This is a genomic window from Streptomyces sp. OfavH-34-F (genome assembly GCF_022347745.1).
Lineage (GTDB): Bacteria > Actinomycetota > Actinomycetes > Streptomycetales > Streptomycetaceae > Streptomyces.
Map to the genome: position 1 here is coordinate 18,107 of NZ_JAKRGC010000059.1, position 8,943 is coordinate 27,049.

8 protein-coding genes are annotated in these 8,943 nt (G+C 74.9%); 2 read left to right on the forward strand and 6 right to left on the reverse strand.

The window, feature by feature from the left end; translation table 11 throughout:
- Positions 1-8: 8 nt before the first annotated feature.
- The 3 genes from MHW47_RS12325 to MHW47_RS12335 all read right to left on the reverse strand — a co-directional run bounded on the left by MHW47_RS12325 (position 9) and on the right by MHW47_RS12335 (position 2,582).
- Positions 9-1,205 carry an ArsA family ATPase gene (locus tag MHW47_RS12325; protein WP_239222871.1) on the reverse strand — a complete coding sequence of 399 codons (1,197 nt, stop codon included), beginning with the start codon at positions 1,203-1,205 and terminating at the stop codon, positions 9-11.
- A gap of 4 nt (positions 1,206-1,209) precedes the next feature.
- Positions 1,210-1,659, reverse strand: coding sequence for an SRPBCC family protein (locus MHW47_RS12330; RefSeq protein WP_239222872.1), 450 nt, complete (start codon positions 1,657-1,659; stop codon positions 1,210-1,212).
- Between the two features lie 116 nt (positions 1,660-1,775).
- Positions 1,776-2,582: a metallophosphoesterase gene (locus MHW47_RS12335; protein WP_239222874.1), complete on the reverse strand. Its 807-nt coding sequence runs from the start codon at positions 2,580-2,582 to the stop codon at positions 1,776-1,778.
- Positions 2,583-2,878: 296 nt separating this feature from the next.
- On the opposite strand from MHW47_RS12335, the gene MHW47_RS12340 reads away from it, so the two are divergent.
- Positions 2,879-4,675, forward strand: a complete 1,797-nt coding sequence (locus MHW47_RS12340; RefSeq protein WP_239222876.1) for a long-chain fatty acid--CoA ligase — start codon at positions 2,879-2,881, stop codon at positions 4,673-4,675.
- Positions 4,676-4,751: 76 nt separating this feature from the next.
- On the opposite strand, the gene MHW47_RS12345 is transcribed toward MHW47_RS12340, so the two are convergent.
- Entirely contained in the window at positions 4,752-5,894 is a 1,143-nt protein-coding gene (locus MHW47_RS12345) for a glycosyltransferase family 4 protein (protein WP_239222878.1), read from the reverse strand.
- A 114-nt stretch (positions 5,895-6,008) separates the two neighbouring features.
- Between MHW47_RS12345 and MHW47_RS12350 the strand changes: the two genes are divergently transcribed.
- Positions 6,009-7,316 (forward strand): glycosyltransferase family 87 protein, encoded by a 1,308-nt coding sequence (locus tag MHW47_RS12350; RefSeq protein ID WP_239222880.1) that lies wholly within the window; start codon positions 6,009-6,011, stop codon positions 7,314-7,316.
- On the opposite strand, the gene MHW47_RS12355 is transcribed toward MHW47_RS12350, so the two are convergent.
- The gene (locus MHW47_RS12355) at positions 7,273-8,514 is read right to left on the reverse strand and encodes a hypothetical protein (RefSeq protein ID WP_239222882.1); all 1,242 of its coding nucleotides are present in this window, start codon (positions 8,512-8,514) and stop codon (positions 7,273-7,275) included. The genes MHW47_RS12350 and MHW47_RS12355 overlap by 44 nt on opposite strands.
- 28 nt (positions 8,515-8,542) lie before the next feature.
- Positions 8,543-8,943 (reverse strand): C40 family peptidase (locus MHW47_RS12360; RefSeq protein WP_239222884.1); only part of this gene is annotated, 401 nt, incomplete at its 5' end.

Sequence of the window (8,943 nt, forward strand, 5' to 3'; positions counted from 1 at the left end):
TACGGCGTTCAGCCCGTCCGGGGCCAGAGCGCGGGGTCGGGGGTGAAGCGGACCCGCAGCACCCCGTCGGTGAGGGCGGCGCCGGAGACGGTGCAGCGGCGCAGCGCGGGCTCCAGGGGGACGGCGCGGTGGAAGGGCCCGGCGGACAGCAGGAGTTCGCCGCCGCGCCGGACCAGCTGGAGTTCCTTCTTGACGGCGCCGGGCAGCGGCAGGCACCAGACGAGTGTCCCGTCGCCGTCCGGTCCGCGGGACTCCTCGATCCACCAGGGGTCCGCGGCCCTGCCGTCCGGTCCCGCGGGGGGCACGGCGAGCGCGCCGTCCCGGCCGGCCAGGTCCAGGAGGTCGGCGGGGCCCTGCGGGTCGCGCCCGAGGTGCGCCAGCCGCACGGGGGCGTGGCCCTCGTCCCGCCAGTGGCCGAGGACCTTCTCCTGCTGGGCGGCGAGCGCGGCGAAGAACGGGTCCGGGGCGTGGCCGGGGAGGACCCGGTTGGCGATCAGCGCGTCGGTGCGCAGGCCGTGCAGGGCAAGGCCCGTGCGGGCGGTGCGCAGCGCGTCGGCGGCGGCCGGTCCGGGTTCGGCGACCAGCCGGAGGGTGGTGGCGCGGTCCTCGATCAGCGCCTGGAGGCGGGCCAGTTCGGCGTCGCGCCGCTCGGCGGCCTCGTACAGCCACTGGGCGGGCATGGGCACCCCGGCCAGCTGGGCGAGCATGGGGCGCAGGGCGCGGGCGGCCTGGCGTTCGGGGGGCAGCAGCCGGCGCAGGTAGCGGCGGAGCTGGGCGGGCAGGGCGAGCAGGGCCAGGGCCTCGCGCAGGGGCGGCAGGTCCACGACGAGGAGGTCGTGGCCGTTTTGGGCCCAGTCGCCGTGGGCAGCGCGGCCGAGCGTGTGGAGCAGGGCGAGTTCGGCGCTGCCGGGGAGTTCGGTCAGCTCCTCGCCGTCCAGCGGGTTGCCGCCGAGGAGGTCGAGGACGGTGGACAGCTTCTCCTGGAGGGCCAGGAGTTCGGCGCGGAAGTGGGCGCCGGAGTCGATCCGGACGGCCGTGAGGCCCTCGGCGACCGGGACGGGGCCGGTGGCGCCGGGGAAGCCGGGTATCGGGTCGGCGGTGATCAGCAGGGGGCGGGCGCCGTCGCGGGCCGCGGCGAGCGCGGTGGCCGCGGCGACGGTGGTACGGCCCGCGCCCCCGGGTCCGGTGACCAGGACCGTACGCACGCGGTCAGCCCTTCGGGACGGACTCGACGCGCTTCTTGAGACCGGCGAGGGCCCGGTCGATGATGACCTTCTCCGCCTTGCGCTTGATCATGCCGAGCATCGGGATCTTGACGTCCACGGTCAGCCGGTAGGTGACCTCGGTGCGGTCGCCCGCACCGAGGGGGGCGAGCGCGTAGGAGCCGTCGATGGCGCGGAGCATCTGGGACTTGACCAGGGTCCAGCTGACCTCGTAGTCGCCGATCCAGGTGTAGGCGAGGGTGTGGTCGTCCTTGATCGCCCCGGCGTCCAGGACGAGCCGGACCTTCTCGGCGCGGCCGCGGTCGTCGGTGCCGAGGACCTCGGCCTCCTTGACCTCGCCGGTCCATTCCGGGTAGCGGTCGAAGTCGGCGATCACAGCCATGACGTCGGCCGGCGCCGCCTCGATCGTGATGCTCGAGCTGGTGTGTTCAGCCATCGCTGTGGCCCTCCAGTGCGGTGTACCGGTCCGTCGGCAGTGCCTGCCGCCAGAAGGCTATCGCGTGCGTCCGGCGGCCCGTCCCAGGGTCTGCCCGGCGGGCCCGGGGCGGGCGTTCACCACTCCAGGACCCAGGGCCGGCCGGTGGCGGCGAAGTGGCCGACGTTCACGCACTCGGTGGCGCCGATCCGCATCCGCCGGGCGAGCGGCTGGTGGACGTGGCCGAACAGGGAGTAGCGCGGGCGGGTGCGGCGGATGGCGTCGAGCAGGGCCCGGCTGCCGCGCTCGAAGCGGCGGGCGACGGTGTCGTAGACGAGTTCGGGGACCTCGGGCGGGATGTGGGTGCACAGCACGTCGACCTCGCCGAGCGCCTCGATCTTGGCGGCGTACTCCTCGTCGCCGATCTCGTACGGGGTGCGCATCGGGGTGCGCAGGCCGCCGCCGGCGAAGCCGAAGACGAGGCCGCCGATCTCGACGCGCTCCCCGTCCAGGACGGTGGTGCCGGGGGCGGCGTACTCGGACCAGAGGTCCGGCATGTCCACGTTGCCGTAGGTGGCGTACGTCGGGGTGGGCAGCGCGGCGAACATCTCGGCGTACTGGCGGCGGACCGCCCCGGTGATCGCGGCCTCGCGGTCCAGTCCGGCCCAGAGCGTGCGGCCGAGGGCGCGGGCCTCGTCGAAACGGCGCGCGGTGCGCAGGGCGACGAGCCGGCCGGTGTTCTCGGCGCCGAAGAGGTCGGGGAAGATGCCGCGCGAGTGGTCGGCGTAGTCGAGGAAGAGGACCAGGTCACCGAGGCAGATCAGGGCGTCGGCGCCGTCGCCGGCGCGGGCCAGCGCCTCGGTGTTGCCGTGCACGTCGCTGACCACGTGGACGCGGGTGCGCCGCCCGGCGGCGGCGTCCCGGCTGTTCGCTCCTGCTCGCATGAAGTCACCCTAGGCGGGCGCCCGCGGTCCGGGTAGAGGGTCCGGTTTGCCCTGGCGGAGCCCGGACCTGCGGTTACTTCCCGGTGTGTGTACAGGTGGACTACTGTGCGCGAAAGGACGACCGATATGTGTGACGCATAAGACATCTGGCCGGAACCCCCTATCCGGAACCGAGTACTGGTGGGTAACGTCCGGGCAGTCCAGTCGTGCTCACCCCACTGAGCACCCGCCATCTTGGACCGCGCCGGTGCGTCACACAGAGTCGTGGCACCGGAGCCCGATGAGGAGCAGCAGTCTTGCGCGAGTTCAGCCTTCCGGCCCTGTACGAGGTCCCCTCGGACGGCAACCTGACGGATCTCATCCGCCGCAATGCCGCTCAGCATCCCGATGTCGCGGTGATGAGCCGCAAGGTGGCCGGAGTCTGGACGGACGTCAACGCCGTCGAGTTCCTGGCACAGGTGCGGTCGGCCGCCAAGGGCCTGATCGCGGCCGGCGTCGAGCCCGGCGACCGGGTCGCCCTGATGTCCCGCACCCGCTACGAGTGGGTGCTGCTGGACTTCGCGATCTGGAGCGCGGGCGCGGTCACGGTACCGGTCTACGAGACCAGCTCCGCCGAGCAGGTGCAGTGGATTCTCGGCGACTCGGGGGCCGTCGCGGTCCTGGTGGAGAGCGACACCCACGCCGACGCCGTCGCCTCCGTGCGCGACCGGCTGCCCGAGCTGCGCCATGTGTGGCAGATCGAGAAGGGCGCCGTGGACACGCTCGGCGAGCTGGGCGCCGCCGTCACGGACGAGACCGTCGAGCTGCGCAGCGCGGCGGCCGGGGCGGACGACCCGGCCACCATCGTCTACACCTCGGGCACCACGGGCCGCCCGAAGGGCTGCGTGCTGACGCACCGCAGCTTCTTCGCGGAGTGCGGCAACGTCGTGGAGCGCCTCAAGCCCCTCTTCCGCACCGGCGAGTGCTCCGTCCTGCTCTTCCTGCCCGCCGCGCACGTCTTCGGGCGCCTGGTCGAGGTCGCCTCGGTGATGGCACCGATCCGGCTCGGCTGCGTCCCGGACATCAAGAACCTCACCGACGAGCTGGCCTCCTTCCGGCCGACGCTGATCCTCGGCGTGCCGCGCGTCTTCGAGAAGGTCTACAACGCGGCGCGCGCCAAGGCGCAGGCCGACGGCAAGGGCCGGATCTTCGACCGGGCGGCCGACACGGCGATCGCCTACAGCCGCGCGCTGGGCACCCCGCAGGGCCCGTCGCTGGGGCTGCGGCTGAAGCACAAGATCTTCGACCGGCTGGTCTACGGCAAGCTGCGCGGCGTACTCGGCGGGCGCGGCGAGCACGCGATCTCCGGCGGCGCCCCGCTCGGCGAGCGCCTCGGCCACTTCTACCGGGGCATCGGCTTCACCGTCCTGGAGGGCTACGGCCTGACCGAGTCCTGCGCGGCGACCGCGTTCAACCCGTGGGACCGGCAGAAGATCGGCACGGTCGGCCAGCCGCTGCCCGGCTCCGTGGTGCGCATCGCCGACGACGGCGAGGTGCTGCTCCACGGCGAGCACCTGTTCTCCGGCTACTGGAACAACGAGACGGCGACGGCCGAGGCGCTGGCGGACGGCTGGTTCCACACCGGGGACCTCGGCACGCTGGACGAGGACGGCTACCTCGCGATCACCGGCCGCAAGAAGGAGATCATCGTGACGGCGGGCGGCAAGAACGTCGCCCCCGCCGTGATCGAGGACCGCATCCGGGGCCACGCCCTGGTGGCGGAGTGCATGGTGGTCGGCGACGGGCGCCCGTTCGTGGGCGCGCTGGTGACGCTGGACGAGGAGTTCCTGGGCCGCTGGGCGGCGGAGCACGGCAAGCCGGCCGGGTCGACCGCGCTGTCGCTGCGCGAGGACCCGGAGCTGCTGGCCGAGGTGCAGCGCGCGGTGGACGACGGCAACGCCGCGGTGTCCAAGGCCGAGTCCGTGCGCAAGTTCCGCATCCTGGGCGCCCAGTTCACCGAGGAGGCGGGCCACATCACGCCCTCGCTGAAGCTGAAGCGGAACGTGGTCGCGAAGGACTTCGCGGACGAGGTGGAGGCGATCTACCGCTCCTGACCGCGCCGGCGGACGACCGTACGGGGAGGGGGCCCGCACCATGCCGGTGCGGGCCCCCTCCGCGTACGCGGGTGTCTCAGAGGAGTGCGCGCAGCCGCTCGGCGAGCAGGTCCCAGCGCCACTTCTCCTCGACCCAGGCCCGGCCCCGCTCCCCCATGCGCCGGCGCAGCTCCGCGTCGCCGAGCAGCGCCACGATCCGCTCCGCCGCCTCGCCCGGTTCGCCGCCGCGCACCACCCAGCCGGTCTCGCCGTCCAGCACCGCGTCCGGGGCCCCGCCCGAGTCGCCGGCCACCACCGGGAGCCCGGTCGCGGACGCCTCCAGGTAGACGATGCCCAGGCCCTCCACGTCGAGCCCGCCGCGCCGGGTCCGGCACGGCATCGCGAAGACGTCGCCGGCCCCGTAGTGCGCGGGCAGCTCCGCCCAGGGCACCGCGCCGGTGAACCGCACCGACCCGGCCACCCCGGTGCGCGCGGCCAGCTTGCGCAGCTCGTCCTCGTAGGGCCCGCCGCCGACGACGAGCAGCACCGCGTCCGGCTGGGCGGCCAGGATGGCGGGCAGGGCGCGGATCAGGGTGTCCTGGCCCTTGCGGGGCACCAGCCGGGAGACGCAGACCACGACCGGCCGGTCGGTGAGCCCGAGCCGGGCCCGGACCTCCGCGCCGCCCGAGTCCGGGTGGAAGGTCTTCTCGTCCACGCCCGGCGGCAGCTGCACCATCCGGCGGGCGGCCGCCGGGGTGAGCGCGGCGGCGATCCGGGAGCGGGTGTACTCGCCGAGGTAGGTCAGCGTGTCGGTGCCCTCGCCGATCCGCCGCAGCAGCTGCCGGGAGGCGGGCAGCTGGGCCCAGCCCGCCTCGTGGCCGTGGGTGGTGGCGACCAGCCGCCGGGCGCCCGCCTCGCGCAGCGCCGGGGCCATCAGCCCGAGCGGGGCTGCGGCGCCGAACCAGACGGACGAGCAGCCGTGGGCGCGCAGCAGTTCCGCGGCGCGCCGGGTGACGCGCGGGGTGGGCAGCAGCATCGTCGTACGGTCGCGGACGACGGTGAACGGCTGCTCCGCGTCGAAGGCGGCGGTGGCGGCCGCGCCCTCGGCCCCGCGCTTCCAGGTGGAGGCGTAGACGACGACCCGTTCGGGGTCGAGCCGCAGCGCCATGTTGTGCAGGAACGCCTGGATGCCGCCCGGCCGGGGCGGGAAGTCGTTGGTCACGATCAGGGTCTTGTCCATCGCCGCCGACAGTACCGGCCCGCGGGCCGGGCGGCCGTGCCGGATGGCCCGGGCGGCGGGGCTGCGGGCATCATGGCTGTTTCGTACGGCGTCCACGACGGGTGAGGGCAGGTCATGACGGGTTCCAGCGGCGCGCGTCCGGCGGCCTTCTCGGTGTGGGCGCTCACGAGGGCGCTGATGCTGCTGTGGGTGAGCAAGGTGATCACCCCGCCGGGGCTCGACGTCACCAGCGACGTGTCGGTGATCTACCACGGCTGGTACGAGGTGCTGCTCTCGGGCACGTACCCGGAGTCGGACGTCACCTGGCAGTACCCGCCGGTCGCGGCCCTGGCGATCCTCTCCCCCGCGCTGCTGCCGTTCCTGGACTACGCGACGGCCTTCTTCATGCTGGCGTTCCTGTGCGACGCGCTGGTCATGGGGCTGCTGCTGCGTGCGAGCCGGGGGCCGGGCCGGCGGGCGGCCGGGGTGTGGGTGTGGGTGGCGGGCGTGCCGCTGCTGGGCACCACGGCGTACGCCCGGTACGACGTGATGGTGACGGCGGTGGCGGTGGCGGCGCTGCTGGCCGGGCTGCGGCGGCCTCGGGTGATGGGGGCGCTGGCCGCGTTCGGGGCGCTGCTGAAGGTGTGGCCGGTGCTGGTGCTGGCCGGGACGGCCCGGGGCCGGCGCACCCGGCTGGCGTGGACGACCGCGGCGGCGGTCGCGGCGGGGCTGCTGCTGGCGTGTGTGGTGGCGGCGCCGGGTGCGCTGGCGTTCCTGGGCTTCCAGCGCGACCGGGGCACCGAGGTGGAGTCGCTGGGGGCGCTGGTCTTCCACGTGTGGCGGCAGTTCGGCTGGGAGGGCCGGGTGGAGCTGCACTACGGCTCGCTGGAGTTCCTGGGCCCGGGGGTGGAGCTGGTGAGTACGCTGGCGCTGGGGCTGAGCGTGGTGGCGTTCGGCTGGCTGCTGCTGTGGCGGCTGCGGGCGCGGACCTTCGGGGTGAGCACGGCGGCGGACGCGGCGTTCACCGCGGTGCTGCTGTTCACCACGACGAGCCGGGTGATCAGCCCGCAGTACATGCTGTGGCTGGTCGGGCTGGCCGCCGTGTGCCTGGTGCTGCGGGAGAGCCGGATGGAGTGGCCGGCCGTCCTGGTGCTGGTGGCCACCGGCGTGACGCAGCTGGAGTTCCCGATCGGCTTCGTCCACGTGGTGTCGAGCGACGCGCACGGCCTGACGCTGATGTTCCTGCGCAACGGGCTGCTGGTCGCCGCCTGCGTGCTGGCCGGCGCCCGGCTGTGGCGGGACACCGTACGGACCCCGGAGGCGGAGCCCGGGACCGGCGGCGAGCAGCCGGACGGGGCGGGGCACGAAGCGGCGGACGGGGCGGGGCGGGCGCCCGCGGTCAGCCGAGCCGGCTCCGCAGATACAGCCGCCAGCGCGCCGTGAAGTCCTGCGGGGTGGTGCCGAGCACCTCGTGCAGGGCGTCCTCGACGGCCCCGTCCCGCCCCTGGTGGCCTCCCACGGCCCGGTAGAAGGCGAACAGCTCCTCCTCGCCCCAGTGGTCCGCGATCAGCTCGCAGGCCAGCCAGCCGCCCTCGTACGCCCGCGCCAGCAGGTCCGGGTCGCCGGCGAAGGCGAAGTCCTCGTCCTCGGGCAGGACGGCGGGTCCGCCGCCGGAGCGGACGGCCTCGGCCAGCTCGGGCGCGATCTCCTCGGCGGTGCGCTCCCCGTCCCGGTAGGCCGCCCAGTCGGCGAAGCCCTCGGAGAGCCAGGTCGGGGTGGCCGGCGAGGTCCGCCCGCGGGTGGCCACATGGGTGGTCTCGTGGGTGAGGACGACGCGCTGCCCGAAGTCGCCGAGCAGGGCGTACGCCTCCGGGTTGACGATCACCCGGTCGGCGGGCGCCTTGCCGGAGTTGCCGGTCTCGCCGGTGGTGACGGCCGCTATGCCCCGGTAGTTCGAGGCGGGCGAGCCGAGGAGTTCGCCCATGTCCGCGACGCTGTCCGGCACCAGCACCACGACGCGCCCGGCCCAGCGCTCCGGCCAGGCGGCGGTGACCTCGGGCACCGCCGCGTCGGCCGTGCCGGCGACGGCCTCCAGCTCCTCGCGCGGGCGGCCGACGCCCAGGACCAGGCTGTGCGCCCCGCGCACCACCTCGACGTCGCCCTGCTCCCACAGCTGCCGGACGCTGCCGTCCGCCGGCCGGTCCGCGGTGAGGTACCAGCGGCCGTCCGCCGGGTCGCGCTCCAGCTCGATGATCCGGTCCACGGTGACGGGGGCGCTGTCGTAGCCCTTGAGCCGGTAGCCGAGCCGCACGTCGGCGGTGGCCCGGTCGGAGCCGTGCGCGGTGACGTGGGTCAGCCCGTACGTCCAGGAGGCCAGCGGCACGGCCGCGAGCCGGGCGAGCTCCCGGCGCTGGGCGCCGCGCAGGGCCGTGGCGTCCGGATCGACGACCGCGGCGTAGGCGGCCTCGTCGTGGCGCAGGACGGCGGCGGCGCGCCGGTCGAGGGTGGCGCGGATGTCGCGGGTGGTGGGGCCGGGCGCCTCGTCGGCGGGGGCGGAGCAGCCGGCGGCGCACAGCAGGGCGGCGAGCACGGCACCCGCCGCCCGCCGCCGACCCGCACGCCTGCGCACCTGTTCGACCACAGGACGAGCGTACGGGCAGGGTGCGGGGTCAGACGCGGGTGACCGAGGAGACGGGCATCATGCCCACGGGGTCGTAACGCACCCGGGCCCCGGGGTAGGGCGCGTGGATGACCTGCCCGTTTCCCACGTACATGGCGATGTGGCTCGCGTCCGCCCGGTAGGCGACGAGGTCGCCGGGGCGGGCCTCGGAGAGCGGGATCACGCGGCCCGCGTACCGCTGGGCCTGCGAGGTGCGCGGCAGGCTCACCCCGGCCTGGGCCCAGGCCCACTTCATCAGCCCGGAGCAGTCGAAACCGGAGGGCCCGCTCGCGCCCCACACGTACGGCAGGCCGAGGGCCCGCTGGGCGGCCAGGACGGCCACGGCGGCGCGGGGCGAGCCGGCGGGCAGTCCCGTGAGGGCTGCGGTGCCCGGAACGCGGCCGTCGCGGG

Excerpts from the sequence above, each read along its gene's own strand:
- MHW47_RS12330 (WP_239222872.1), bottom strand. The coding sequence starts at position 1,659 with ATGGCTGAACACACCAGCTCGAGCATCACGATCGAGGCGGCGCCGGCC.
- MHW47_RS12335 (WP_239222874.1), bottom strand. The coding sequence starts at position 2,582 with ATGCGAGCAGGAGCGAACAGCCGGGACGCCGCCGCCGGGCGGCGCACC.
- MHW47_RS12345 (WP_239222878.1), bottom strand. The coding sequence starts at position 5,894 with ATGGACAAGACCCTGATCGTGACCAACGACTTCCCGCCCCGGCCGGGC.
- MHW47_RS12350 (WP_239222880.1), top strand. The coding sequence starts at position 6,009 with ATGACGGGTTCCAGCGGCGCGCGTCCGGCGGCCTTCTCGGTGTGGGCG.